Annotated in this window: 19 protein-coding genes; 9 read left to right on the forward strand and 10 right to left on the reverse strand. The window is 66.2% G+C overall.

Going from position 1 to position 25,320, the window contains the following annotated elements; translation table 11 throughout:
• Window positions 1–54: 54 nt before the first annotated feature.
• The 6 genes from QMX96_RS05895 (at window position 55) to fusA (ending at window position 6,230) form a co-directional block, all read left to right on the forward strand.
• Window positions 55–1,452 carry an MFS transporter gene (locus tag QMX96_RS05895; protein ID WP_043861096.1) on the forward strand — a complete coding sequence of 466 codons (1,398 nt, stop codon included), beginning with the start codon at window positions 55–57 and terminating at the stop codon, window positions 1,450–1,452.
• Window positions 1,449–1,904, forward strand: coding sequence for a type II 3-dehydroquinate dehydratase (gene aroQ / locus QMX96_RS05900; protein WP_282361353.1), 456 nt, complete (start codon window positions 1,449–1,451; stop codon window positions 1,902–1,904). Before QMX96_RS05895 ends, aroQ begins: the two co-directional genes overlap by 4 nt.
• Window positions 1,901–3,064 (forward strand): Gfo/Idh/MocA family oxidoreductase, encoded by a 1,164-nt coding sequence (locus QMX96_RS05905; RefSeq protein ID WP_116053550.1) that lies wholly within the window; start codon window positions 1,901–1,903, stop codon window positions 3,062–3,064. Before aroQ ends, QMX96_RS05905 begins: the two co-directional genes overlap by 4 nt.
• Before the next feature lie 100 nt (window positions 3,065–3,164).
• Window positions 3,165–3,563, forward strand: coding sequence for an ACT domain-containing protein (locus tag QMX96_RS05910; protein WP_054916498.1), 399 nt, complete (start codon window positions 3,165–3,167; stop codon window positions 3,561–3,563).
• A 74-nt stretch (window positions 3,564–3,637) separates the two neighbouring features.
• A complete protein-coding gene (locus QMX96_RS05915) occupies window positions 3,638–4,027 on the forward strand; it encodes a tautomerase family protein (protein WP_058540411.1) in 390 nt (129 codons plus the stop codon).
• Window positions 4,028–4,124: 97 nt separating this feature from the next.
• Window positions 4,125–6,230, forward strand: coding sequence for an elongation factor G (gene fusA, locus QMX96_RS05920; RefSeq protein ID WP_078481078.1), 2,106 nt, complete (start codon window positions 4,125–4,127; stop codon window positions 6,228–6,230).
• Between the two features lie 12 nt (window positions 6,231–6,242).
• On the opposite strand, the gene QMX96_RS05925 is transcribed toward fusA, so the two are convergent.
• The 8 genes from QMX96_RS05925 to QMX96_RS05960 form a co-directional block, all read right to left on the reverse strand.
• Entirely contained in the window at window positions 6,243–6,578 is a 336-nt protein-coding gene (locus tag QMX96_RS05925) for a hypothetical protein (protein ID WP_058540413.1), read from the reverse strand.
• Window positions 6,579–6,672: 94 nt separating this feature from the next.
• Window positions 6,673–7,320 carry a response regulator gene (locus QMX96_RS05930; RefSeq protein WP_043861102.1) on the reverse strand — a complete coding sequence of 216 codons (648 nt, stop codon included), beginning with the start codon at window positions 7,318–7,320 and terminating at the stop codon, window positions 6,673–6,675.
• A 43-nt stretch (window positions 7,321–7,363) separates the two neighbouring features.
• The gene (locus QMX96_RS05935; RefSeq protein WP_282361359.1) at window positions 7,364–9,745 is read right to left on the reverse strand and encodes an ATP-binding protein; all 2,382 of its coding nucleotides are present in this window, start codon (window positions 9,743–9,745) and stop codon (window positions 7,364–7,366) included.
• Window positions 9,742–12,543, reverse strand: coding sequence for an ATP-binding protein (locus tag QMX96_RS05940; RefSeq protein ID WP_282361360.1), 2,802 nt, complete (start codon window positions 12,541–12,543; stop codon window positions 9,742–9,744). The genes QMX96_RS05935 and QMX96_RS05940 overlap by 4 nt, the downstream gene beginning before the upstream one ends.
• A gap of 137 nt (window positions 12,544–12,680) precedes the next feature.
• Window positions 12,681–14,306: a methyl-accepting chemotaxis protein gene (locus QMX96_RS05945; RefSeq protein ID WP_282361361.1), complete on the reverse strand. Its 1,626-nt coding sequence runs from the start codon at window positions 14,304–14,306 to the stop codon at window positions 12,681–12,683.
• A gap of 201 nt (window positions 14,307–14,507) precedes the next feature.
• Entirely contained in the window at window positions 14,508–15,311 is an 804-nt protein-coding gene (locus tag QMX96_RS05950; protein ID WP_088514871.1) for an EAL domain-containing protein, read from the reverse strand.
• 164 nt (window positions 15,312–15,475) lie between these two features.
• Window positions 15,476–16,945 carry a SulP family inorganic anion transporter gene (locus QMX96_RS05955; RefSeq protein ID WP_282361362.1) on the reverse strand — a complete coding sequence of 490 codons (1,470 nt, stop codon included), beginning with the start codon at window positions 16,943–16,945 and terminating at the stop codon, window positions 15,476–15,478.
• Window positions 16,946–17,114: 169 nt separating this feature from the next.
• Window positions 17,115–18,878 (reverse strand): S8/S53 family peptidase, encoded by a 1,764-nt coding sequence (locus QMX96_RS05960; RefSeq protein ID WP_282361363.1) that lies wholly within the window; start codon window positions 18,876–18,878, stop codon window positions 17,115–17,117.
• A gap of 140 nt (window positions 18,879–19,018) precedes the next feature.
• On the opposite strand from QMX96_RS05960, the gene QMX96_RS05965 reads away from it, so the two are divergent.
• The 3 genes from QMX96_RS05965 to QMX96_RS05975 all read left to right on the forward strand — a co-directional run bounded on the left by QMX96_RS05965 (window position 19,019) and on the right by QMX96_RS05975 (window position 22,819).
• Window positions 19,019–20,296, forward strand: a complete 1,278-nt coding sequence (locus tag QMX96_RS05965; RefSeq protein WP_054916502.1) for a bifunctional O-acetylhomoserine aminocarboxypropyltransferase/cysteine synthase — start codon at window positions 19,019–19,021, stop codon at window positions 20,294–20,296.
• A gap of 123 nt (window positions 20,297–20,419) precedes the next feature.
• Window positions 20,420–22,366, forward strand: a complete 1,947-nt coding sequence (locus QMX96_RS05970) for a DNA topoisomerase III (protein ID WP_229590248.1) — start codon at window positions 20,420–20,422, stop codon at window positions 22,364–22,366.
• A gap of 63 nt (window positions 22,367–22,429) precedes the next feature.
• Complete coding sequence (locus QMX96_RS05975) at window positions 22,430–22,819, forward strand: VOC family protein (RefSeq protein WP_054916504.1); 390 nt, start codon at window positions 22,430–22,432, stop codon at window positions 22,817–22,819.
• Between the two features lie 58 nt (window positions 22,820–22,877).
• Here the strand turns inward: QMX96_RS05975 and QMX96_RS05980 are convergent, their stop codons facing one another.
• Window positions 22,878–23,822 carry a p-hydroxyphenylacetate 3-hydroxylase reductase component gene (locus QMX96_RS05980; RefSeq protein ID WP_043861111.1) on the reverse strand — a complete coding sequence of 315 codons (945 nt, stop codon included), beginning with the start codon at window positions 23,820–23,822 and terminating at the stop codon, window positions 22,878–22,880.
• Window positions 23,823–23,884: 62 nt separating this feature from the next.
• Window positions 23,885–25,054, reverse strand: a complete 1,170-nt coding sequence (locus QMX96_RS05985) for a p-hydroxyphenylacetate 3-hydroxylase oxygenase component (protein WP_043861112.1) — start codon at window positions 25,052–25,054, stop codon at window positions 23,885–23,887.
• Window positions 25,055–25,320 lie beyond the last annotated feature (266 nt).

Raw genomic sequence — 25,320 nt, forward strand, 5'->3', positions numbered from 1 at the left:
CCTGCGCCGGGACGCCTGCGTGCCCCCAATAAAAACAACAAACGGAGAATTGCGATGGCCACACATGACGCCGCGCACAGTGCGCGCCAAACCCGCAAAGCCACCGCCAGCGGTTGGGTCGGCTCTGCGCTGGAGTACTACGACTTCTTCATCTATGCCCAGGCCGCGGCGCTGATCTTCCCGCAGATCTTCTTCCCCAGCACCGACCCCAAGCTGGCCATCTTCGCCTCCCTGGCCACCTATGGCGTGGGCTACCTGGCGCGCCCGGTCGGGGCCTTCGTGCTCGGCCACTGGGGCGACACCCGCGGGCGCAAGAACGTGTTGCTGCTGTGCATGTTTCTGATGGGCATCGCGACCATGGCCGTGGGCCTGCTGCCGACCTTCGAGCAGATCGGCTACTGGGCGCCGGCGCTGCTGGTGGTGCTGCGCCTGGTGCAGGGCTTTGCGGTGGCCGGCGAGATCGCCGGGGCCAGCTCGATGATTCTCGAACACGCACCGCCCGGGCGCCGCGGCTTCTTTGCCAGCTTCACCCTGCAGGGCGTACAGGCCGGCCAGGTGATGGCAGCGGCGGTGTTCCTGCCGCTGGCGTACTTCATGCCCAGCGACGCCTTCAACAGCTGGGGCTGGCGCATCCCGTTCCTGCTCAGCGCCGCGGTGCTGATCGCCGCCTACATCATTCGCCGCGAGGTCAAGGAGCCCGAGGCCTTCAAGGTGGCCGCCAAGCAGACCGCGCGTTCGCCGATCCGCGATGCCTTCACCTACAGCTGGCGCGGCATGCTGGTGGTGTTCGGCGTGTCGCTGATGAACGTGATCCCGGTGGTGACCACCATCTTCGGCGCCGCCTACGCGGTGCAGCCGGCCTATGGCGTGGGCTTCGACAAGAGCGTGTACCTGTGGATTCCGGTGGTGGGCAACATCGTCGCGGTGCTGGTGATCCCGTTCGTGGGCAACCTCTCCGACCGCATCGGCCGGCGCCCGCTGATCATCGGCAGCGCACTGGGCTGCGGGCTGATGTCGTTCGTCTACCTGTATGCCATCAGCCTGCACAACCTGCCGCTGGCGTTCGGCGCCTCGCTGCTGATGTGGGGCATGGTCTACCAGGGCTACAACGCGATCTTCCCCAGCTTCTTCCCCGAACAGTTCCAGACCCACTACCGCGTGTCGGCCATGGCCATCGCGCAGAACGTCGGCTACATGATCACCGCCCTGCTTCCGGCGCTGTTCACCGCCGTGGCCCCGCCCGGCTCGAACAACGTGCCGCTGCTGATCGGCGCCATCACCTGCGCGGTCACCGCCATTTCGGCCGTGGCTGCCTGGAGCGCTCCGGAAACCTACCGCACGCCCCTCGACCAGCTCGGCAAGCCGGACGCCGTGGCCCTCGACAAACCCGTGTATGACGCGCTGCGGGCCAAGGCCCTGCGCACCACCCCTGCTACGGAAACCGCCCAATGAAGACCCTGCTCGTGCTCAATGGCCCCAACCTGAACATGCTCGGCCTGCGCCAGCCCGAGGTGTACGGCCGCGAAACCCTGGCCGATGTGCAGGCGCTGTGCCACAGCGCCGGCCAACACCTGGACCTGGACATCGAGTTCCACCAGACCAACCACGAGGGCCAGATGATCGACTGGATTCACCAGGCCCGTGGCCGCGTGGCCGGCATCGTGATCAACCCCGGTGCCTGGACCCATACCTCGGTGGCGATCCACGACGCGCTGATCGCCGCCGAGGTGCCGGTGATCGAGGTGCACATTTCCAACGTGCACAAGCGTGAAGCCTTCCGCCACCACTCCTATGTGTCGCTGGTGGCCCAGGCGGTACTGGCCGGGTTCGGCACCCATGGCTACGTGCTGGCTATCAACCACTTCGCCCACCTGCAGCGCAACGCGCAAGGAGCCGCGCAATGAAAACCGTAGCCAACCCCAGCCAGCGCCTGCGCCTGGGCTTTGTCGGTGGCGGCCTGGAGTCGTCGATCGGCGCCACCCACCGCTACGCCGCGCAACTGGACGGGCACTTCGAACTGGTGGCCGGGGTCTTCGCCCGCGACCCGGCACGCAACCGCGCCGCTGCCCAGGCCTACGGCGTAGCGCCGGAGCGGGTGTACCCGGACTTCCAGCGCATGGCCGTGGCCGAAGCCGCGCGCGCCGATGGCGTGCAGGCGGTGGCGATCATGGCGCCCAACGCGGTGCACGTGCCGGCCAGCCTGGCGTTTCTCGACCAGGGCATCGACGTGATCTGCGACAAGCCGCTGGCCTCGAGCCTGGCCGAGGCGCAGCAACTGCTTGAACGCGCACGCAAGGGCCCGGCGCTGCACCTGCTGACCCACAACTACAGTGGCTACCCATTGGTGCGCGAAGCCCGCGAGCTGATCGCGCGCGGCGCCATCGGCGAGGTGCGCCTGGTGCAGGTGGAACACGCCAGCGCCTTCGGCACCCACCCGCTGGAGCAGCAAGGGGTCAAGGCGCTGGCCTGGCGCACCGACCCGGCCCAGGCCGGGGCCTCATCGGTGCTGGCGGATGTGGGCGTGCATGCCCACCAGTTGCTGCGCTTTGTCACCGGGCAGGAGGTCAGCGAAGTGTCGGCCGAGCTGAGCACCCTGGTGCCGGGGCGCCAGTCGGACGACAACGCACACGTGAAGCTGCGCCTGCAGAATGGCGCGCGCGGCATGCTGTGGGCCAGCTTCGTGGCGGCCGGGCACCGGCATGGCCTGCAGTTGCGCGTGTTCGGCTCCACCGGATCGCTGTACTGGCATCAAGAGGAACCCGACCGGCTGGAGCTGCGTCATCAGGACCAGCCGCACCAGATCCTGCGCCGTGGCGAGGCCTGGCTGAGCGAGTCGGCCAGGTTGTCGACGCGAATCAAGGCGGGCCAGCCGGAGGGGCTGCTGGAGGCGTTCGCCAACATCTACAGCGAGGCGGCCGAGCGGATCATGGCGCGCCGCGAGCACCGTGCGCCGAGCGCGCAGTCGCTGCTGTGCCCGACGGCCGAGGATGGGGTACGCGGCATGCGCTTCATTGATGCCTGCGTGCGCTCGGATGCGGCGGATGGGCGCTGGACGCAGGCCTGAACGCCAGAAGCTGCACTTATGCAGGCCCAGCAGAATTGATTTTGCTGATCAACAATCGGCTGCCAGACTGGCGGCCGATTTCTTTTGCAGGGGCACGATCATGTCGGGTGAAACAAGTCTGGCCGCGCTGTTGCGCAGCATGCGGCCGCAGTTGAATGAAGGCAGCTACGTGTTCTGCACGCTGGCCGACTGGTCGGGGCTGCAGCCTGACGAGGTGATCGGCAGCTTTCGCGAGCAGGAGGGGCTGACGGTGATCGTGTCGCGTGGGCGGGCCGAGGCGCTGAAACTGCCTTTCAGCTACGAGGCCGCGTGGATCACCCTGACGGTGCATTCGTCGCTGGAGGCGGTGGGCCTGACCGCGGCGTTCGCCACGGCGCTGGGCCAGGCCGGCATCAGCTGCAACGTGGTGGCCGCGTTCTACCATGACCATATCTTTGTCGCGCAGGCCGATGCGCAGCGGGCGATGGCGGTGCTGGAAGGGTTGGCGGCGGGGGCCTGATGATAGCGGGGGCCTTGCCGGCGCCAGGGCCATCGGCCACGATGCACCTCCCCCGCCCCACACGGAACGTCAGCATGGCCCAGATCAAGATCTATGGATTGCGCACCACCCTCGACCAGCACCGCCCTGCCCTTGCCGAAGCCATCCATGGCGCGGTGATGAGCGCCCTGCAGTACCCGCCGGAAAAACGCTTCCAGCGCTACCTGGCCCTGGACCCCGCCGACTTCCTCTACCCCGACGACCGCAGCGAACACTACCTGATCATCGAGATCAGCCTGTTCGAAGGCCGCTCCAGCGCCGCAAAGAAAGACCTCATCCGCCAACTGTTCCAGCGCATCGGCGAGCACACCGGCATCGGCGCCCAGGACATCGAGATCACCCTGTTCGAGACCCCCCGCGAAAACTGGGGCATACGCGGCCTGCCCGGCGACGAGCTGGGCCTGAACTACACCGTGGAGGTCTGAACACACGCGCCGACCGGTAGCAGCAGCCGTGCATTCTTCTGCTTAACTGGAAGAACCCGGGCCACAGGCTGCCCGCCTTTTGCACAGGTGAACGACCATGGCGCGCACCACCCCCATCGAGCTGTACCGCAATATCGGCATTGTCGCCCACGTCGACGCGGGCAAGACCACCACCACCGAACGCATCCTGTTCTACACCGGGGTCAACCACAAGATGGGCGAAGTGCACGACGGCGCCGCGACCATGGACTGGATGGCCCAGGAACAGGAGCGCGGCATCACCATCACCTCCGCCGCCACCACCGCCTTCTGGCAGGGCTCGACCAAGCAGTTCCCCGAGAAATTCCGCTTCAACATCATCGATACCCCCGGCCACGTCGACTTCACCATCGAGGTGGAGCGCTCGCTGCGCGTGCTCGATGGCGCTGTGGTGGTGTTCAGCGGCGCCGACGGGGTCGAGCCGCAGTCCGAGACGGTGTGGCGCCAGGCCAACAAGTACCATGTGCCGCGCCTGGCCTACGTCAACAAGATGGACCGCCAGGGCGCGGACTTCCTGCGCGTGGTCAAACAGATCGACAAGCGCCTGGGCCACCACCCGGTGCCGATCCAGCTGGCCATCGGCGCCGAGGAACACTTCATCGGCCAGATCGACCTGGTGAAGATGAAGGCCATCTACTGGAACGAGGCCGACAACGGCACCAGCTACCGCGAAGAGGCGATACCGGCCGACATGCTGGAGCTGGCCACCGAGTGGCGTGCGCACATGATCGAGGCCGCCGCCGAGGCCAACGACGAGTTCATGGAGCTGTACCTCAACGGCACCGAACTCGACAACGAGCAGATCAAGGCCGGGCTGCGCCAGCGCACCCTCAACAACGAGATCGTGCCGGCCATCTGCGGGTCGTCGTTCAAGAACAAGGGCGTGCCGCTGATGCTCGACGCGGTGATCGACTACCTGCCCGCCCCGTCCGAGATCCCCTCCATCAACGGCACCGACCCGGATCATGAAGACCGGCACCTGGAGCGCCATGCCGACGACAGCGAGCCGTTCTCGGCGCTGGCCTTCAAGATTGCCACCGACCCCTTTGTAGGCACCCTGACCTTCGCCCGGGTGTACTCCGGGGTACTGAACTCGGGCGATGCGGTACTCAACTCGGTCAAGGGCAAGAAGGAGCGCGTGGGCCGCATGGTGCAGATGCACGCCAACCAGCGCGCCGAGATCAAGGCGGTGTGCGCCGGCGACATTGCCGCACTGATCGGCATGAAGGACGTGACCACCGGCGACACCCTGTGCGACATCAACCAGCCGATCATCCTCGAACGCATGGACTTCCCCGATCCGGTGATCTCGGTGGCCGTGGAACCCAGGACCAAGGCCGACCAGGAGAAGATGGGCATCGCCCTGAGCAAGCTGGCCCAGGAAGACCCGTCATTTCGCGTGCGCACCGATGAAGAAACCGCGCAGACGATCATCTCCGGCATGGGCGAGTTGCACCTGGACATCATCGTCGACCGCATGCGCCGCGAATTCGGCGTCGAGGCCAATGTGGGCAAGCCGCAGGTGGCCTACCGCGAGAAGATCCGCAACACCTGCGAGATCGAAGGCAAGTTCGTGCGCCAGTCTGGCGGGCGCGGCCAGTACGGGCACTGCTGGATCCGCTTCGCCCCGGCCGAGGAAGGCAAGGAAGGCCTGGAGTTCGTCAACGAGGTGGTCGGCGGCGTGATACCGCGCGAGTACATCCCGGCGATCCAGAAGGGCATCGAGGAGCAGATGAAGAACGGCGTGCTGGCCGGCTACCCGCTGATCGGCCTGAAGGCCACGGTGTTCGACGGCTCGTACCACGACGTCGACTCCAACGAGATGGCGTTCAAGGTGGCGGCGTCGATGGCCACCAAGCAACTGGCGCAGAAAGGCGGCGCGGTGCTGCTGGAGCCGGTGATGAAGGTCGAGGTGGTGACCCCCGAGGAGTACCAGGGCGACATCCTCGGCGACCTCAGCCGGCGCCGCGGGCTGATCCAGGAAGGCGAGGACACCCCGGCCGGCAAGGTGATCCGCGCCGACGTGCCGCTGGGCGAGATGTTCGGCTATTCGACGCAGATGCGCTCGATGACCCAGGGCCGCGCCAGCTACACCATGGAGTTCACCAAGTATGCCGAGGCGCCGGCGAGCGTGGCCGATGCCATCATCAAAAAGCAGGGCTAGGTCGTCGCGCGATTACTGCACGGTCGACGCCCCGCCGACCCGGTCGCTGGGTGCAGGGATGTGCTGATTGCTGACCACCAGCTGCAGCAGGTGTGCACTTGGCCGGTAAAAGGGGCGCCTGCTCAGTGTGTGGTCAAGCCAGGCATTGAGCTCGTACAGGCGCACCGGTGCTTCACCCGGGTAGTCCGCCAGTACGGCGAGGACCATGTTCCACACCGCAGGGCTGCAACGCAGGCAACGGCTGTCGATGTACTGCCCTATGAACTGGCGAACATCCGCTGTCTCGCTGTGTGAAATGAAGATTGTCCGCACGCTGTCGGGGCATCGCTGCTCAAGATCGGGCGCCATGATTGCCTCCTGTGGAATGCTGCCGTCGCTTGACGCCATTGAACGATACAGCCGGGCCCCGTGCCATCAGGCAAACCTGAAAACGCGGGCACACCTACTGGAACAGGTTGGCCTCCAGGCAGTACGAGATCAGCTCCTGGTCGCTGCGCACATCCAGCTTGCGCATGGCCGCGATCTTTTGCGTGCTGATGGTCTTGGGGCTGCGATTCTGATTGATCGCGATGTCGCGCAGGCTCATGCCCGCCACGAACAGACGCAGGATCTCCACTTCGCGGGTGGAAAGCGAAGCCATGCGCTCGTCGATCTGGTAGCCGTTGTCGATCACCGAGTTCCGGTTCGCCGGCGCCAGCTTGTAGATGCGGTTCTGGCTCAAGGCTTCCAGTGCGCGCAGCAACTCTTCGTTCACCGTGCGCTTGTCGATCACGCCCGCCACGCCCAGATTGTAAAGCCGCGTGAGGATGAGGCTGTTGGACACCATCGTCAGCACCAGCACGCGCAGCGCGGGGAAGTTGCGCGTCAGGTAGGTGATCAGCCGCAGGCCGTCGCCATACTGGGAACTCTCCGGCATGTTGTAGTCGGTGATCAGGATCTGGGGCTGCTTGTCGTGCAGCACGTTGATCAGTTCGGTGGAGCTGCCCGCTTCGCCAACCACCTCGAAGCGCGGGTCGGACTTGATGAGTTCGCGTACGCCAAACAGCACGATCGGGTGGTCATCGGCGATGACTACGGTGATTTTATGCATGATCGCTCCGGTGTGCACAAAGTGTGGCAAGTCTCGGCCCGGGTCATACCGACCTCATCAAGTCGCAGAGCCGGTCGAGCGCCTGGTGAATATCGTCAATCAAGGTGAGCTGCAGGCTGGGCGCGCGCAGGCGGTGCTCAAGCTCACCGAACAGCCTGGCCAGCACGTGCGCCTGCACCACCGACAGTGCGCCACTGACACCATGCACTTTGTGCAGGACGTCGGTTTGCTCGCCGGCCGCCAGGGCCAGGCGAATGGCGCGGATGTCCTTCTCCATGGTACTCAAAAACAGGTCGCGCATGGCCGGCGACAACACGATGCCCGCTGCCGATGACTCCGCCTCGGCCAACTGCACCGACAGCTCTAGCGAAGGCTGGCGCCCGGCCTCCTCGTGCGCCAGCGCCGGGGTGACATTGAGCAGCAGGTTGCGCAAGGTGGTCAGGCTCAGCGGCTTGACCACCCAGCAGGTCATGCCCGCTGCCTGGCAACGCTCGCCCTCGTCGCGCATGGCATTGGCGGTAACGCCGATGATCGGCGCCTTGGCGTTCTGCAGGCGTATCGCGCGCGCCAGCTCGTAGCCGTTCATGACCGGCATGTTGACATCGGTCAGCAGCACGTCGAAGCGGTACTTGCGCCACTGCTGCAGCGCCTGCTGGCCATCGCTGGCCAGTTCCACGGTGCAGCCCAGGGCTTCGAGTTGTTCCTTGAGAATGGCCTGGTTGATCAGGTTGTCCTCGGCCACCAGCACCTGCAGGCCAAGCGCCGGCAAGGCAGGGGCTGCGCCAGGCGGCGCGGGCTCGGTGACGCCGTTCTTTTCCATCAGCACGGCGCCGGCAATCGCCCGCACATGATTGGCGCTGACGCGCCAGCCCGCCTCCATCGGCTCGGGAACCTGCGGGCCGTCGTAGTCGCACAACAGGCGCCGGCCGTTCCAGTCCGGCAGCCACTTGCCGTTGCCCAGTACCTCGACCAGCAGCGCCCCGCTGTGCACCTCGTGCTGCGCGGCGCTGAGCACCGTAACCGTGGCATGCCAGCGCAGCAGCCAGCTGCCGATGTTCTCGGCCAGCTCCAGCACGGGCGCACGCACGTACACCTGCACGCCGCCGAGGTCGATGCCAGGTTCTGCCGGCAACGGCGTGTCCGGCAGCACGAACGGCAGGCGCACCGTGAAACTGCTGCCCAACCCCTGTTCGCTGACCACCTTCACCTCGCCGCCCATCAACGCACTGAAGCGGCTGCAGATCGACAGGCCAAGCCCGGTGCCGCTGACAAGGTTGCTCGCGCGGGCCTGATAGAACGGCTCGAACAGGTGCAGCTGCTGCTCCGGGGAAATGCCGATGCCGGTGTCGGTGACCTGAAGTTCCAGCGTGATGTCTTGCCCTTCGCCCCTGGCCACGCGACAGCGCAGCACAACCCGCCCGATGTCGGTGAACTTGATCGCGTTGCCCAGCAGGTTGTTGAGGATCTGCCAGATGCGCACCTCGTCCCCGACCAGCTGGTCGGGTATTTCCGGTGCCACGCAGGCATAGATCTGCAGGCCCTTGGCACGCGCGTTGGCGATGTGCGCGGACATCACGTCCTCGATCAGGCCCAATGGCGAAAAGGCCACCGACTCAAGGGTGAGTTGACCCGACTCGATCCTGGACACGTCCAGCACATCGCTGATCAGTTGCAACAATGTGGAGGACGAGCGCTGGATGATGCTGAGGTAATCCATCTGGCGCTGGTCGAGGCCGGTCAGGCCGAGCAGCTCCAGGGTGCCCAATACGCCGTACAGCGGGGTGCGGATCTCGTGGCTCATGGTCGCCAGGAAGAGGGTCTTGGCTTCACTGGCCTTGTCGGCCATGGACTTGGCCTGGCTCAAGGCCACCGCGCGTTCCAGGTGTTCGGTGACGTCGGTGAACGCGCACAGCAGAACCTGCTGGTCCTGGTAGCGGGTCGAGGAGAAACTGAGCCGGTAACAGCGACCCTGCAGCACCATGCTCGCCTCGCCGCACAGTTCGATGCCGGGTTGGCGCGCCATCTCGACGATGGACTGCGCCACTTCGCGACTGTCCTTGGCACGCTGATTTTCCACCACCACCTGGTGGTCGTGCAGGCGGATGACAATCAGCCCGGCAGGTGCACTTTCGATCACCGCCAGGCTGAACGCCTGGCTGTCGAGCAGCTCGCTCCGGGCCTGGCGAGCCGGCGCGATGACCTGCCGGCGATAGTGGTAGTACAGCCACCCCAGCAGGGCGCTGAGCAACGCAAATGCCAGCACGATGCGCAGCAGCGGTAAATTCGCCCCACGGATGAAGCTGACGCAATCGACGCAGTACTGCGCCGCCCATTGCTCGTGGGTCATCGCCAGCAGGAAGATCAGGGCAACGCCAAGCAGCAAGCCGATACCGAGGCGTAGGTAGCTTCTGGCCAACGACGTCACGCTCGCCTCTCTTCACGCTGGCAGTGCTGCAGGCAGGTGAACAGCGCACCGAGGCCGAAGGGTTTGACCAGCAGCTGCTGCATGCCTACCGCCAGGCACCGATCGCCCTCGTCGCGCATGGCATTGGCCGTGGCACCGATGATGGGCACCACGCAGCCCTGACGACGAAGGGCCTTGGCCAGGTCATAGCCGTTCATGCGTGGCATGTTGATGTCGGTGAGCACCACGTCGAACATCTCGTTCTGCCACAGCGCCAGGGCCTCATGCCCATCGCGGGCCAGGCCCACGCTGCACCCCAGCTCTTCCAGCTGGTCCTTGACGATCAGCTGGTTGATCACATTGTCTTCGGCGACCAGTACCCTCAGGTCCAGTTGCCGGGTGATCTCGTGCTCGATCCGGCCAGGCGCCGGGGGTGCGATGCCCTGGGCCTGGCTGACGGCCGCCAGCAGCCCGTTCAGGTCGTTGAGCTTGACCCGCCAGTAGCGTTGCTGCGACGGCGGCTCGCACTCCTGCGGGCATATCACTACACGCGGCCCGCTCCACTCCAGCAGGACGGGGTGCGCGGTGTGCGGGTGGGCCTCCACCAGCAGCACGTCATGCGCGGCCTGGATCTCGGGTGGCAGCCCGATATGGGTCTGTGCGCCCCAGCGCCGTAGCCAGCCACTGACGTATTCGGCCATTTCCAGCACCGGGGAATGCACGTAGATCATCTCGTCGGCCAGGCGCGGTGTATCGCTCGCCGGCATCGGGTACGAACGCCCCAGCGGAATGCTCAAGGTAAAGCTGCTGCCCAGGCCCACGGCGCTGACCACGCGGATGCTGCCGTTCATCAAGGCGGCCAGGCGCTGGCAGATGGACAGGCCCAGGCCGGTGCCGGGCACCACGTTGGTCTTGGTCGAGGACTGGTAGAACGGCTCGAACAGCAAGGCCTGGTCGTCCGGGGCAATGCCCGGGCCGCTGTCGCTGACCTGCCAGAGGATGTCGGCCCGTTCCTCGGTCATCGAGCCGACCTTGGCACGCAGTACGATCTGCCCGCTCTCGGTGAACTTCACCGCATTGTTGAGCAGGTTGTTCAGCACCTGGCGGATGCGCGTTATGTCGCCGCGCAACAGCGCCGGCATGTGCGGGTCGACGAAGGCATACAGATACAACCCCTTGCTGCGCGCAGCACCGGCGTAGCTCTGGGTCACGTCGTGGATCAGCTCCAGCGGCGAGAACTCGCTGGCCTCCAGGGCCAACTGACCGGCTTCGATCTTGGCCACATCGAGAACATCGCACACCAGGTTGAGCAGCGCTGCCGAGGAACTCTCGATGGCGTGCAGGTAGTCTTTCTGCGGCCCCCTCAGCTCGGTACGGGCCAGCAGCTCCAGGGTTCCGAGCACGCCATACAACGGCGTGCGTATCTCGTGACTCATGGTCGCCAGGAACAGTGTCTTGGCTTCGTTGGCGGCATCGGCCATCTGCTTGGCCATGGTCATCGCGGCCTCGGCCTGCTTGCGCGTACTGATATCGCTGAAGGCGCAGAACAGCACATCCTCGCCGTTGTAGCGGGTGCGCACGAAACTCAGGTGCAGGTGGCGACCGTCGCCGGCCTGGAACTCGTCGGACTGGACGATTTCGCGGTCGCTGAAGGCTTGTTCGATCCAGCCGTGGCACAGGCGCTCGCGCTCCTTGCACTCGCCCAGCCACTGCTGCGACAAGGTGTTCTCCAGTACCACCTGGCCATCCGCGCGGCGCAGCACGCACAGCGCCACCGGGGCGGTCTGGATGATCGCGCGGTTGAACGCTTCACTTTCGATCAGTGCATCGATGCGCTGGGTCGCCGGGGTGATCAGGCGCCGTTCGACGCGCGTCACCAGGCGCCCCACCAGCACGCCGATCAGCAGGATCAGGGCGCTGGCAGCCAGCAACGGCCACCACAACACCTTGAGCAAGGCCTTCAGCCCAATGGCATAGAACAGCTTCCAATCCGAGTAGCCCAGCTTCTTGCGCATCACCAGCTGGTCGGGCCAGAAGCCTTCCCCGGAGAAGCCGAAGTCATGGCCTGTCTCCAGCTTCGGCAAGGGCAGCGACGGGTACACGCTCGACACGCTGCGCATCATCACATCGCCTCTGGGGTTGAGCATCATGAACTGCCCTGCCGTGTCATCGTGCAGCGTGCTGGCCACGTCGCTGGCATCCATCTCCATGCCGAGCCAGCCCGATCGGGGCTGGTGGAAATCCACCCGCACGAACAGATACAGCCGCGGCGTCGACGCCTGCTGATCGCTGAGCCAGACCGCCTGGTCCGCCTCGGGCAGGGTGGGATCAATACGCTGCAGGCGGCTCAGCACCGCGCCAGGGATCGGCGTATCGAAGCTGACCGTGCGGTTCAGGTACACCACGCGGGCCGCCACCTGATCGGCGACGTACAGCAGGTTGATGCGGTTTGTCGTGAGGAAATCCACCATGCGCCCGGACAACTGCAGGTCCCAGCGGAGATCGTCATCGGGCTGTCGGTGGCCGACCTGCTGCGCCACCGCGAACTGTTGCCCAGGTGGCTTCGCCACCGCCGACAGCGCGAGGCTCTTGAGCAGCGCCTCGCGCTGGGTGAAGAACACCCGTGCATTGGCGATGGCATCGCTCATGAGCCCCTGACGACGGGAAACTTCGTTTCTGAGAATCGAGCTCAGGGAAATGATCGCACCCACCACCATGCCCAGCACCAGCAACTGGGCGAACAATCGCAGCAGCCGGCGCACGGCCTTGGGGGTGGAGAAGAACGAGTCGGTGGGTTGCAGGAAATGCTTCAATTTCATGGCGCCAGCTTAAGTGCCCTTTGCTGCGCAGCACTATCAGGCAAGCCTTAAAAATGCGCCCCAGCACAGCCAGGGCGCTTGGCTCAGCTCGATGTACCGCCGCGAATGCGCATGTCGGCTGGTGCACCGGCGCGGTTTCACGTGGTGAAACGCCGGGTCAGGTCGGCCATGGCAATCGCCAGCCTGGACAGCTCGTTGCTTGCAGTGGCCGTCTGGCTGGCGCCGTCGGAGGTCTGCACCGAGTGATCGCGAATGCTCACCAGGTTGTGGTCCACCGAACGTGCCACCTGCGCCTGCTCTTCGGAAGCGGTTGCAATCAGGAAGTTGCGGTCGTTGATCTCGGTGATCGAACGGGCAATCGCATCCAGTGCGGCGCCGGCTTCCTGCGCGATCCCCAGGGTGTCCTGTGCATTGACGCGGCTTTGCGACATCGCCGTTACCGCCTGCTCGGCCCCCGCCTGGATGTCGGCGATCATGGTCTCGATTTCCTTGGTGGACTCCTGGGTGCGGTGGGCCAGTGCCCTCACCTCGTCGGCCACCACGGCGAACCCGCGCCCCTGGTCACCGGCCCTGGCAGCCTCGATGGCAGCATTGAGGGCCAGCAGGTTGGTCTGCTCGGCAATCGCGCGAATCACGTCCAGCACCTTGCTGATGTTCTGTGCCCTGTTCGCAAGGCCTTCGACTTCCCCGCTGGTGGACTCGACAATCGTTGTCAGGTTCTGGATGGCGACAACCGCCTGGGTCACCCGCTCGGAACCGGTGCGGGTCGAACTGGCGGATTGCTGGGTGACTTCCGACGCGGAGGCTGCGTTGCGCGCCACCTCTTCGACCGCAACCGTCATCTCGTTCACGGCGGTGGCGGCCTGTTCGATTTCATCGCTCTGCTGCTGCAGCCCGCGGCTCGATTCCTCGGCCACCGAATGCATCTGTTCGGCCGCAGCGGCCAACTGGTTCGACGAGTCGCCCATCAGACGAATGGTGTCACGCAGGCTGGCCTGCATGCTCGCGGTCGAGGCCATCAGGTCGGTCAGCTCGTCCTTGCCGGACATCGGCACGACACTGCGCAGGTCGCCTTCGGCAATCCGCTGGTTGATCCCCAGCACCGCCAGCAACGGTACGGTGATGCTGCGCGCAAACAGAACCCCCATCAGGATGCTCAACACCACGACCACGCTGATGATCACGATCACGGTCTTCACCGAGCTCTGATAGATGGCCTCGGACTCGATCCCCGATTGGCGGGCACCTTCGCGGTTGATGTCCATCATCTTGCCGATAACGACCTGCAGGCTGTTCGCCAGCGGCCGAGTCGTCTGGTTGAGGTACTCGGTGGCTTCGGCGGCGTGGTCGGCCTGCACCCGCTCCAGAAAGCTGTCCAGCTGCCCTATGTAGTTGGCGATCCCTGTCTTGACATCGTCGTAGGCCGCTTGTTCGTCCGGGCTGGACACCTGGTGACGATAGTCGGTGACCGCCTTGTCGAGCTCGCTGCGTGCACCGGTGATGGTCTCGATGGACATCTTCCTGATCGCTGGGTCATTGGTACTGAGGAGGCGATAGCTTTCAAGCCGCAGGCGCAGCACCAGCGCGTCGATCGCGCCTCCCTGGCGCACACTTTCCATCCAGTTCTTCTCGATTTCCAGGGCAGCGGCACGCACTCGGCCCATTTGCATGATGGAAACCACACCCAGGACAATGACCAGCACGTTCAATACGAAAAACACCAGTATTGCTCGATGGCCCAGCCTGAAATTTCTAAGCAGCATGTTCAATCCCTCATAGAAACAAGCAGAAAATCGGAGGCACCCGACTCCGCGTCGTTGCTGGTGGGGACTTTAATGAGGGCGTTTGAAATAGCCTATCAGGCAAGCCTGAAAACGGGCCTGCACACCGCCCTCCGATGATCGGCGATCGAGGTACGCCCACACTCCGAGCGGCCAGGCGCCCTTGCGTGGCGGTGGCAGCCGCTAGTTGAACAGGCGTTGCAACTCCGTCGGCGGCAAGGGCCGACTGAGCAGGTAACCCTGCGCGTAATGGCAGCCCTGGCCCACGATGAAGTCCAGGTGGTCAGCCTCCTCGACGCCTTCGGCAACCACTTCGAAGCCCAGCTCGCACCCCAGCCCGATGATTGCACGACAGATCGCGTGCAGCTTGCCGCTCTGGGGCTGGCCGCTGACGAAGCTCCTGTCGACCTTGAGGATGCTCAATGGAAAACGCAGCAGGCAACTCAGGGCTGAGTAGCCGGTGCCAAAATCATCCAGCGCCAGCCGCACGCCCATGCTCACCAGTTCATCGAGGCAGGCCTTGACCTGGGCACTGTCGCTGACCCACTGGCTTTCGGTGATTTCCAGGATCAGGCTCGCCGGCGGCAGCCCGCAGGCCTGCAGAACGCGCCGCACCGAGGCGGCGAAGCCGACCTGCTCCAGCTGCAGGCTGGAGACGTTGACCGAACAGTGCAGCTGCCCCTGCCCGGCCAGCTGCCAGTCGCGGACCTGTCGACAGGCGCGCTGCAGCACCCACTCGCCAACCGGCACGATCTGCCCGGTGGCTTCAAGGGTGGGGATGAACGCCAGCGGCGGCACCAGTTGCCCGGCAGATCGCCAGCGCAGCAGCGCCTCGACACCCGCGATGTAGGGGCGGCCCTGATCGACGCGGTAGAGCGGTTGATAATGCAGTTCGAACTGATCCCGCTCCAGGGCCCTTCCGAGGTCCGACTGCAACGACGTACTCGCGACGGGCGTCGAGACCACGTAAAGCGCCGACTGATTCATCACTCACCCCTCCCACGCAGGCGTGCCATAGCCCATCCACCGCTTCGAAAGACTCCTCCAATCAACAGGCTTGCCGTCAGAGAACGTCACTCCCGTGACAGGCCAATGTTCAGGCACATGCCGCAGCGCGGACCATCAGCAGATCCTTAAAAATGCGCGTGGGCTCAGGCGGTGTGCTGCTCCCCCGCACGCCTGAGCAGTTGCTTGCAGCGCTCGGTCAGGTGCACCACGCGCAGGTGCTTGCCGGCCTTGGCATAGCGCTCGCGCAGGGTCTTGATGGCAGCGATCGCCGAGTAGTCGACCACCCGCAGGTGGGCGCAGTCCAGGGTCACCTCGGCCGGGTCGTCGGCCGGGGTGAACTGGTTCAGAAAGGTGGTGACCGACGCAAAGAACAGGGTGCCGTGCACGCGATACAGCTTGCTGCCGTCGGCGTGCACGTCGCTGTCGGCGTACAGCTCGCGGGCCTGCTTCCAGGCAAAGTTCAGGGCGGCGATGATGATGCCGAACATCACGGCAGCCGCCAGGTCGGTGAACACCGTGACCACGGTGACCGCCACGATGGTCAGCACGTCGTTCACCGGCACCTTGTGCAGCACCCGCAGCGATGCCCAGGCGAAGGTCTGCTGCGCCACCACGAACATCACCCCCACCAGTGCCGCCAGCGGAATGCGTTCGATCAGCGGCGCGAGAAACAGCACGAACATCAGGATCATCACCCCGGCCACGACGCCCGACAGCCGACCGCGCCCGCCGGAGCCGAGGTTGATCACGGTCTGCCCGATCATCGCGCAGCCGCCCATGCCGCCGCACAGGCCCGAGACCATGTTGGCCGCGCCCAGCGCCACACATTCGCGGTCGGGGTGGCCGCGGCTCTCGGTGATTTCGTCGGTGAGGTTGAGGGTGAGCAGGGTTTCGAGCAGGCCGACCATGGCCATCAGTACTGCATATGGCGCGATGATGCGCAGGGTGTCGAGAGTCCATGGCACCTCGGGCAGGGCCAGGCCCGGCAGGCCGCCGGCAATGTGCGCCATGTCGCCCAGGGTGCGGGTGGGCAGGTCGAACAGGTACACCAGCAGGCCCACACCGAGAATCGCCACCAGCGCCGGCGGCACGGCGCGGGTCAGGCGTGGCAGCACGTAGACGATGGCCATGGTCAGCGCCACCAGGCCGAGCATCAGGTACAGCGCATTGCCGGCAAGCCAGGCCTGGCCGGACTTGAAGTGTTCGAGCTGGGCCAGGGCAATCACGATGGCCAGGCCGTTGACGAAGCCGAGCATCACCGGGTACGGCACCAGGCGCACCAGCTTGCCCAGGCGCAGCAGGCCGAACAGCAGCATCACCAGCCCGCCCAGCAGCACCGTGGCCAGCAGGTATTGCACGCCGTGCTGCACCACCAGCGCGACGATCACCACCGCCATCGAGCCGGCGGCGCCGGAAACCATGCCCGGGCGCCCACCGAACAGTGCGGTCAGGGTGCAGATGATGAAGGCGCCGTACAGGCCCATCAGCGGGTTCAGGTGCGCAACCAGGGCGAAGGCGATGCACTCGGGCACCAGGGCGAAGGCGGTGGTGAGGCCGGCGAGCACGTCGGCGCGCACGGGGGCGAGGCGGAAGGGTTTGCGTGTGGGCTGCATCGGGGTTCCAATCGGCAGGGCATCGCCTGCGGGGGTGACAGGGCATCGAGGGGGTGCAAAAGGTTGGCTAGCTTACCTCAAACACAAACGGCGTCGCAGCCATCGCGGGGCAAGCCCGCTCCCACAGGACTGTGCAGAGCGGGCTGGACCCGCGATGAAGGCGACACCCTCATCGCACCCGGTCGCGGCTCTGCACCGCCAGGTCCAGGGCCTTGTGCATGTCCAGCCGCGCCGAGCGGCCGACGTCCTTGTCATTGAGCTGGTAGTTGCGCTCGGACGGCAGGATCGGCGCGGTCAGGTCTTCGGCGTCCATCGGCTCGAAGTCGCCCTCGCCGCCCAGGGTCATGGCGCTGCGGCGCAGCAACAGGCGCAGTTGCTCGGGCTGCAGGCGCGGGTTGATCGAGAGCATGGCCGCCACCACCCCGGCCACCATCGGCGTGGCATAGGAGGTACCGCAGTGCACCTCGCCGCGCTGGTCGGCCTGCGCAGTGGACGCCTGCACGCAGGCGGCGGCGGTGATGTCCACGCGCGCGTCGATGTTGGAGGCGGCGCGCTTGACCACATAGGCCGGATCATCCACCGCCACCGGGCGCTCGCTGCGCTGGTGCCCGCCCACCACCAGCAACTGCTCGGTGACGAACGAGGACGGCAGGCGGTACTCGTCGGTACCCGAGTACGACGCGCCATTGCCCGCCGAGTTGATCACCACCACGTCCGGGTGCTCCTTGCGCAGCCACAGGAAGAACTCCTCCAGCAGCTCTTCATAGCCGCTCATGGCCAGGCCCGAGCGCACCAGCGAGTCGACCTCGTCGCCCTCGACGTTCTTCGCCCCCACCCGGTGGATGCCCCAGCTCCAGTTCAACACCCGCACGCCATCCTCCACCAGGTTGACCGAGGCGGCGATGTTGGCGGTGATGCCGGCGTCGGAATTGCGCTCCACGATCACCTCGAAGCCGGGGCTGGCCGGGTCGAGCCCGCGCAGAAAACCGGTATTGCCGCCCTGCTCCCAGCGCGCGGCGAGCACCCCGGCCACCGTGCTGCCATGCCCGTCGGGCTTGTCGGCGTCACGCGCGTACAGGCAGGTGCGTGGTCGCTCGCCGCGGCACGGGCCCAGGTAATCGGCGAAATCGGGGGCGTCGAAATCCACGTCGCGCTCGATCACGCCGATGCGAACCGGGCTGACCGGTACCGCCGCATCGCGGGCAGGGATGCGCCGCTGGTAGAAGTTGACCGCGTCCATGAAACGGTTGGCGGCCCACTCCTCGCCGCCGGGCCGGGCCTGCGCATCTGCGGGTTCGCGCTCCTCGCCCTTTTCCGGCGCGGACTCCTCGATCACCACGGCGTCCACGCTGACCTCGCTGCCCAGGCGCAGCACCATGGCATCGCGCTGCACCAGGTCACTGACCGGCAGGCGCAGCTGGTAGACGTTCAGCGGCGCGATCGCCCCCACCACCTTGGCGCCGTACTTGTCGGCCAGGCGCCGGGCCTCCTGCAGGCCGTCGTGGCGCTCTTCGATCAGCAGGCTGACCAGGTCGACATAGGTGGTCAGGCCGTCCATGTTCTTCGCCACCTCGCCCGGCCCGGCGGGCACCACATGGCTGGCCTTGAGCGACAGCCACACCGGGTTGCTGGCCTGGCCGCCCGCGTCCTGCAGCCACAACGGGCCGCTGTCCAACCGCGCCGTATCGAGGTTCAGCCGCAGCGTATCGCCATCGCGGGTGACACGGGCGGCGGGCAGCACGTGCCCGTCCAGATGCACCCCGGGCGTGCCGTGCGCCAGGCCGCGGGTGCTCACGCACCACTGCTGCTGCACCGCGCTCAGCACATCGCCACAGCGCTGCAGGCCGGTGATGCGCAAGGGCTCGGCGGCGATGGCCAGGGTGCTGGCCAGGGCCAGCAGGGCGAAACCGGGTGCAATCAGGTGGGGCAGCATGGGCGACTCCGTTGCAGGGTGGCAGGCAATGACCATCCGACCGGCTGGCGCAGGTCATCGTTCAGCGGGGCAAGGCTTGACCCCGCGTTTGCGCGCCGCGCATGCTTCGGCCTCCACGACTTTCAAGGAACGACTGCATCATGAAGCTGGAAACCTTGGCGATCCATGCGGGCTTCAGCCCCGATCCGACCACCAAAGCGGTTGCGGTGCCGATCTACCAGACCACCTCGTTCGCCTTCGATGACACCCAGCATGGTGCCGACCTGTTCGACCTCAAGGTGGCCGGCAACATCTACAGCCGCATCATGAACCCCACCAACGATGTGCTGGAACAGCGCATGGCCGCGCTGGAAGGCGGCGTGGGCGCACTGGCGGTGGCCTCGGGCATGGCGGCGATCACCTACGCCATCCAGACCGTGGCAGAGGCCGGCGACAACATCGTCTCGGTGGCCAAGCTGTATGGCGGCACCTACAACCTGCTGGCCCATACCCTGCCGCGCTTCGGCATCCAGACCCGCTTCGCCGCCCATGACGACATCGCCGCCCTCGAGGCGCTGATCGACGACAAGACCAAGGCGGTGTTCTGCGAGTCGATCGGCAACCCGGCCGGCAACATCGTCGACCTGCGCGCGCTGGCCGATGCCGCGCACCGCCATGGCGTGCCGCTGATCGTCGACAACACCGTGGCCACGCCGATCCTGTGCCGCCCGTTCGAGCACGGCGCCGACGTGGTGGTGCACTCGCTGACCAAGTACATCGGCGGCCACGGCACCAGCATCGGCGGCATCGTGATCGACTCGGGCAACTTCCCGTGGGCCGACCACAAGCAGCGCTTCGCCCTGCTCAACACCCCCGACCCGTCCTACCACGGCGTGACCTACACCGAGGCCTTCGGCCCGGCGGCGTTCATCGGGCGCTGCCGCGTGGTGCCGCTGCGCAACACCGGCGCGGCGCTGTCGCCGTTCAACGCCTTCCTGATCCTGCAGGGGCTGGAGACCCTGGCCCTGCGCATGGAGCGTCACACCGAGAACGCCCTGAAGGTGGCCCACTACCTCCAGGGTCACGAGCAGGTGGCGTGGGTCAAGTACGCCGGCCTGCCGGACCACCCCGAGCACGCGCTGGCGCTGCGCTACACCGAGGGCAAGCCGGCGTCGATCCTGTCGTTCGGGATCAAGGGCGGCCAGGAGGCCGGTGCACGCTTCATCGACGCACTCAAGCTGGTGGTGCGCCTGGTGAACATCGGCGATGCCAAGTCGCTGGCCTGCCACCCGGCCTCCACCACCCATCGCCAGTTGAACGACGAAGAGCTGGAAAAGGCCGGCGTGCCGCGTGACATGGTGCGCCTGTCGATCGGCATCGAACACAGCGACGACATCCTGGCCGACCTGGCCCAGGCACTGGAAGCGTCGCGCGGCTGAGGCATCGGCGGGCAGGCAAGCGCTACACATTCATCTGTATATCCATACAGATAAACCTTGCCTGCATCGCCAATCCTGCGCATTCTAGGGCCCATCACAGCCCGACCAAGAGCTCACTCGGCCATGCGCCTGTACCTCTGCGAAAAACCCTCCCAGGCCAAGGACATCGCCAAGGTCCTTGGCGCCAGCCGCCGCGGCGACGGTTGCTGGGTCGGCACGGGCGTCACGGTGACCTGGTGCATCGGCCACCTGCTCGAAACCGCCCCGCCCGACGCCTACGATGCCCGCTACAAGCGCTGGTCGCTGGCCGACCTGCCGATCATCCCGGCGCAATGGAAAATGCTGGTAAAACCCAGGACGGCCGCCCAGTTCAAGGCGGTCAAGCGCCTGCTCGGCGAGGCGGCCGAACTGGTGATTGCCACCGACGCCGACCGCGAGGGCGAAATGATCGCCCGCGAGCTGGTGGAGCACTGCCGCTATCGCGGGCCGATCCAGCGCCTGTGGCTGTCGGCGCTGGACGACGCCTCGATCCGCAAGGCCCTGGCCGCCCTCAGACCCGGCGCCGCCACCTTCAACCTTTACCACTCGGCCCTGGGCCGCTCGCGTGCCGACTGGCTGATCGGCATGAACATGAGCCGGCTGTTCACCCTGCTCGGCCGCCAGTCCGGCTATCAGGGCGTGTTGCCGGTGGGCCGGGTGCAAACCCCGACACTGCGCCTGGTGGTTGACCGCGACCGCAGCATCGCCGATTTCGTGCCGGTGCCGTTCTGGGCCATCGATGTGCAGTTGCGCAGCGCCGGCGAGGTGTTCAATGCCCAGTGGCGTGCGCCCGACGAGCTGTGCGACGACCAGGGCCGCTGCCTGAACCAGGCGTTCGCGCAGCAGGCGGCTGCGGCCATCCAGGCGACGCCCACGGCGCGCCTTTTGACGCTGACCACAGAGCGCGTGCGCGAGGCAGCGCCGCTGCCCTTCGACCTGGGCACCCTGCAGGAGCTGTGCTCGAAGAAATTCGGCCTGGGCGCCCAGGAAACCCTCGACATCGCCCAGGCGCTGTACGAAACCCACAAGGTCATCACCTACCCGCGCAGCGACTGTGGCTACCTGCCCCTGAGCCAGCACGCCGAGGCGCCGGCGATTCTTGCCGCGCTGGGGCGCGCCGACCCGAGCCTGGCGCCCTTGCAGCCGCACCTGCAGGCGCAACGCCGCTCACGCGCGTGGAACGACGCCAAGGTCAGCGCCCACCACGGCATCATCCCCACCGCCGCCGCGCTCGACCCGGCGCGCCTGCCGCCCAAGCACAAGTCGGTGTATGTGCTGATTCGTGCCCGCTACCTGGCGCAGTTTCTGCCCAACCATGAATACGACCGCACCCAGGCCGACTTCGATTGCGCCGGGCAGGCGCTGCGTGCGGTGGGCAAGCAGATCGTCGAGCCGGGCTGGCGGCGCGCGCTGCCCGAAGCCCTGACCCCGCCCAAGGGCCGCGAGGCGCCGGTGGCGCAAGTGCTGCCGGCATTGCACGAGGGTCAGCTGTGCGAGGTGGCCGGGGTCAACCTCAAGGACCTGTGGACCCAACCGCCCAAGCCCTTCACCGAAGGCGACCTGATCAAGGCGATGAAGAACGTCGCCAAGCTGGTGGACGACCCGCGCCTTAAACAGAAGCTCAAGGACACCACCGGCATCGGCACCGAAGCGACCCGCGCCGGGATCATCCAGGGCCTGCTCGACCGGGGCTACCTGGTCAAGCAGGGCAAGGCGCTGTCGGCCACGCCGGCGGCGTTCAGCCTGATCGACGCGGTGCCAAGGGCGATTGCCGACCCTGGCACCACGGCGATCTGGGAGCAGGCGCTGGACATGGTGCAGAGCGGCGAAATGAGCCTGGAAGCGTTCGTGGCCAAGCAGTCGGCGTGGATGAGCAAGCAGGTGGAGCGCTGCTCGGGCATGAGCCTGCGCATTTCAGGGCCGCCGGTGCCGGCCGGACGCGGCGGCGCGCCGTGGAAGAAAAAGCGCAAGAGCAGCGCCACGGCCGGCAAGCGACCCCGTGCCACCAAAGCGAAAAAAACCGGGGCTTAGGCCCATGCCGGCTGCTTCGCCGGCAAGGCCAGCCCCTACAGAAACCACCGACAAGGAATGTGTATGAAACTGGGCTACACCATCGTTTATGTACCCGATGTCGAGGCATCGTTGAGCTTCTTCGAGAATGCCTTCGGCCTCAAGCGTCGTTTTCTGCATGAGTCCGGCGATTACGGCGAGCTGGACACCGGGCCAACCACCCTGGCCTTCGCGTCGCTGGAACTGGGCGAGTCGAATTTCCCGGAAGGTTTCGTTGCCGCCAGCAACAGCCACAAGCCCCTGGGCATGGAGATCGCGCTGGTGACCGAGAAGGTCGCGGCGGCCCACGCCAATGCCCTGGTCAACGGCGCCGAGGAAATCAGGGCGCCGCAGAGCAAGCCCTGGGGCCAGACGGTTTCCTACTTGCGCTGCCCGGCCGGGGTGCTGGTGGAGCTGTGCTCGCCGATGGGTTGAAAGCGCTTGGCCAGCAAGGCTGGCGCCTACAGGGGCCGTCCTTGGCAAAGCCTTTGGCTCACGCGCGAATCACCGCCTTGAGCACCGTCTTGAACGTCTCGATCTGCTCGTCGCTGAACGCGGCAAATACCGTGTCCTGCTGCTCGCGCGCAATCGTCCACAGGGCCTCGGTCTGGTCGATGCCGGCCACGCTCAGGCGCACATGCCCGGCCGCCTCGCTGTCGCACACCAGCCCCTTGCGCTTGAGGTTGGCCACCGCCTCGTCGATCTCTCGCGCCGGCATCGCCACCTCGCGCTGCAGGTCGGCCAGGTTCAACCCCGCATCGTTCTCCAGCACCATCAGCATGCGCGCCTCGCTGGTGCGCAAGCCACTGGACAGCTGGCGCGGCTGGTAACTGGCTTGGTAGGCACGCAGCGCCTGGGTCATCAGGTAGTACAGGTTGTGGCTCAGGCGCCCCTGAAAATGGCTGCTGGGGGCCTGCCCCTCTTCGCGTCGGGTCATGCGGGTGTGCGGCAGCACCATCGAGTACGCACCCTGGTGGTAGAGCAACGGCGAACGCCCGCCATCGTCGAACGCTACCACCTTGCCCAGCATGATCCAGTGGTCACCGCCGTCGAGCAGCTGATGGCGTTCGCACTGGAAGCACGCGGCGCAATCGGCCAGCAGCGGTGCGCCCCCCTCGCCCGCCCGGTGCTCGATGCCGGCAAAGCGGTCCTCCCGTGGCTTGGCGAAGTTGTTCGACAGCTCGATCTGGTCGGCGGCCAGGATATTCACCGCAAAGTGGCTGGCGGCCTCGAACACCGCGAGGCTGCTGGAGCGCTTGTCCAGGCTCCAGAGGATCAGCGGCGGGTCCAGCGAGACCGAATTGAAGCTGTTGGCCGTGACCCCGACCTTGTTGCCCGCGGCATCGGCGGCGGTGACCACGGTGACGCCGGTGGCGAAGTTGCCCAGGGCGCGGCGGAACGCGCGGCTGTCGAAGGCCACGGCAGGTTCAGTAGACATGCAAGACTCCCCGGCTGCCGCCAGGGCAGCCGTACGTTGTTGTTATGGGCAGGGCGCGGTGTTCACACCATGCTCGGGTCGGGCTCCAGGCCCATCAGCTCGCGACCGAGGATCTGCGCGCAGACGTCGTAGTCGGTGTAGGCATGGGCGCCGGTCATGTGCGAGTCGCGCCACAGGCGCTGCATCTCGTTGGCCTCGAACCAGGCGGTGCCGCCCGCGGCTTCGAACAGGCGATCCACGGCCTGGATGCACATCTTCACCGCATAGCCCTGGTTGGTGCGCCAGAACGCCAGGGTCTCGCGGCTGGGGTACTGGTGGCGGGCGCTGTGGTCGGCGTGCTCCTGCCAGGTTTTTTCGAGAAAGGCCCGCGCGGCGGCCACCTGGTGGGTGGACTCGGCCAGGCGCATCAATGCGGGGGTGGCTGCGCCAACCGCGGCGCCGGTGTAGGCGCGCACGCGGTTGGCGGTCTTCTCGCGGAAGGCCTGGAGCATGCGCTCGGCCACCCCCAGGCTGACCGTGGAAAAGCCACTGGCGAAGTACGGCCGGTACGGCGAATAGAACACCTTGCTGTCCGGGTACAGGCCGAAGCCGGCGGACTTGCCTTCCATCATGTCCTTGGCTTTCTGGATGCGGTACTCGGGCACGAAGGCCTTGTCGATGAGCAGGGTCTTGGTGCCGCTGCCCTTCATGCCCGCAGCGTGCCAGTCGTCGCGGATCACGTAGTCGCTGCGCGGCAGCACGGCGAAGCAGTAGTCCTGGGTGCCTTCGGCGTTGGCGCGGCGACAGCCGACGATGGCCCATTCGGCATGGTCGCTGCCGCTGCTCCAGCCCATCTCGCCGCTGAACAGCAGGCCGCCCTCGACCTCCTCGATACGCCCGAACGGCGCGATGCTGCTGCTGGCAGTGGCGTCGCGGTCGGTGCCCCAGATCTCTTCCTGCAACCGGGCCGGGAACATCGCCAGCTGGTGGCTGTGGGTGCACAGCAGGCTCATGGCCCAGGCGGTACTGGCACAGGCACCGGCCAGCGCGGCGATGCAGTCGGCGAATTCGGGCAGGGAAATTTCCAGGCCGCCATACAGCTTGGGCTGGAAGGCGCGGTGCAGGCCGATGCCCTTGAGCAGCGCGATGTTTTCGGCGGGTACCTGGCGATCCTGCTCGGCACGGGCGGCGTTGGCAGCGATGGTCGGCAACAGTGGCTTGAGGTCTTCAAGCAGCGGGTTTGGCTTTTTCATGGAGGGCCCTGCTTATTATTGGATGTCCGGGCCGGGCTGCGAGGTGGGCAGCTGGCGGCGGATGCAGGGCCAGTATGGGATGGGTGTGACGGGGGGAAAATGCACCTTCCAGAGGCAAGGTTGTACTTTTCATGGGCCCCTTCGCCGGCAAGGCCGGCGCCTGCTATCGGTAGGAGCCGGCCTTGCCGGCGAAGGGGCCGCAGGGATCAGCCCTTGACCCCCTGCTGCAACCCCTCCCAGAGCCTTGCCACATGCTCGCGCTCGGT

This window comes from Pseudomonas sp. PS01300, assembly GCF_029960155.1.
GTDB lineage: Bacteria > Pseudomonadota > Gammaproteobacteria > Pseudomonadales > Pseudomonadaceae > Aquipseudomonas > Aquipseudomonas palmensis.

Bases quoted from the DNA above. Each gene is read 5' to 3' on its own strand.
- QMX96_RS05985 (WP_043861112.1), bottom strand. From the start codon at position 25,054: ATGAAAAAGCCAAACCCGCTGCTTGAAGACCTCAAGCCACTGTTGCCG.
- QMX96_RS05910 (WP_054916498.1), top strand. From the start codon at position 3,165: ATGTCGGGTGAAACAAGTCTGGCCGCGCTGTTGCGCAGCATGCGGCCG.
- QMX96_RS05960 (WP_282361363.1), bottom strand. From the start codon at position 18,878: ATGCTGCCCCACCTGATTGCACCCGGTTTCGCCCTGCTGGCCCTGGCC.
- aroQ (WP_282361353.1), top strand. From the start codon at position 1,449: ATGAAGACCCTGCTCGTGCTCAATGGCCCCAACCTGAACATGCTCGGC.
- QMX96_RS05970 (WP_229590248.1), top strand. From the start codon at position 20,420: ATGCGCCTGTACCTCTGCGAAAAACCCTCCCAGGCCAAGGACATCGCC.
- QMX96_RS05915 (WP_058540411.1), top strand. From the start codon at position 3,638: ATGGCCCAGATCAAGATCTATGGATTGCGCACCACCCTCGACCAGCAC.
- QMX96_RS05975 (WP_054916504.1), top strand. From the start codon at position 22,430: ATGAAACTGGGCTACACCATCGTTTATGTACCCGATGTCGAGGCATCG.
- QMX96_RS05925 (WP_058540413.1), bottom strand. From the start codon at position 6,578: ATGGCGCCCGATCTTGAGCAGCGATGCCCCGACAGCGTGCGGACAATC.
- QMX96_RS05980 (WP_043861111.1), bottom strand. From the start codon at position 23,822: ATGTCTACTGAACCTGCCGTGGCCTTCGACAGCCGCGCGTTCCGCCGC.
- QMX96_RS05950 (WP_088514871.1), bottom strand. From the start codon at position 15,311: ATGAATCAGTCGGCGCTTTACGTGGTCTCGACGCCCGTCGCGAGTACG.
- QMX96_RS05965 (WP_054916502.1), top strand. From the start codon at position 19,019: ATGAAGCTGGAAACCTTGGCGATCCATGCGGGCTTCAGCCCCGATCCG.
- QMX96_RS05940 (WP_282361360.1), bottom strand. From the start codon at position 12,543: ATGAAATTGAAGCATTTCCTGCAACCCACCGACTCGTTCTTCTCCACC.
- fusA (WP_078481078.1), top strand. From the start codon at position 4,125: ATGGCGCGCACCACCCCCATCGAGCTGTACCGCAATATCGGCATTGTC.
- QMX96_RS05955 (WP_282361362.1), bottom strand. From the start codon at position 16,945: ATGCAGCCCACACGCAAACCCTTCCGCCTCGCCCCCGTGCGCGCCGAC.
- QMX96_RS05905 (WP_116053550.1), top strand. From the start codon at position 1,901: ATGAAAACCGTAGCCAACCCCAGCCAGCGCCTGCGCCTGGGCTTTGTC.
- QMX96_RS05945 (WP_282361361.1), bottom strand. From the start codon at position 14,306: ATGCTGCTTAGAAATTTCAGGCTGGGCCATCGAGCAATACTGGTGTTT.
- QMX96_RS05895 (WP_043861096.1), top strand. From the start codon at position 55: ATGGCCACACATGACGCCGCGCACAGTGCGCGCCAAACCCGCAAAGCC.
- QMX96_RS05930 (WP_043861102.1), bottom strand. From the start codon at position 7,320: ATGCATAAAATCACCGTAGTCATCGCCGATGACCACCCGATCGTGCTG.